Annotated in this window: 1 protein-coding gene; it reads right to left on the bottom strand. The window is 35.4% G+C overall.

Annotated features, from left to right (window positions below):
• The coding region (locus tag ACS8FC_RS16960; protein ID WP_439297646.1) for a hypothetical protein at positions 1-345 on the bottom strand (345 nt) is incomplete at its 3' end.
• Between the last annotated feature and the right edge of the window lie 409 nt (positions 346-754).

Raw genomic sequence — 754 nt, 5'->3', positions numbered from 1 at the left:
TTTCAATATCTGATTAATATATTGTACTGTTGGTACAGTAGCACCTTTATGCTCTAGTTCTTCTAAAGCTTCATATATAGCTGCTACAAAATTAGGTGCATCTTTAGCTGCATTATAGGCTTGAGTAGTCATATCGGATTCTGCCCAGCTCAGAGAAGAACTAGGTGCATAATACTCATTAGAAACCTTGCAAAGATTTCTTTTAAAAATTTCTATTATCTGTTGTTGTCCTACTGGGCCTGATACTCTTCTAACTAATGAGACAAAATCATCTATAGTATTATTATCTAAAGATTCTGTTGCGCCCATGGGAAATCTAAGCTCGCTTGCCATTTGGAGTGCCATAAAATCCTCTAGCTTCTATACGTTTGGGTTAAATATTAGATGATTATCAAATACATATTCATAATAACGAGCTATTATGAACACTTCAGTTTAAGAGTAATAATATAGCTAAGCAATCCCAAGTTGTTAGAGTAACTAACATCAAACACTTATCAATTATAGTCAAGCTCACAAGATATCAATAAATCTAATTGAAAAAAGCAGCACCCCGAAAGGAGCGCTGCTTTTTTATCAATACGAACTACTCTAAACCTAAAACTTCACATTTACTACATAACGCCCAACCACTTTGCTCGACATAAAGCGATCTAAGTACTCTGGCGTTTGCTCTAGCGTAATCTCTTCACCATAGTTCTCTAAATTAGGCAATTTCATATCGGTGGCGACACGTTTCCAAATGGCTTCTTTG

This window comes from Psychrobacter sp. 1Y4 (assembly GCF_051847555.1).
This window is presented reverse-complemented; position numbering and strand designations above follow the sequence as displayed.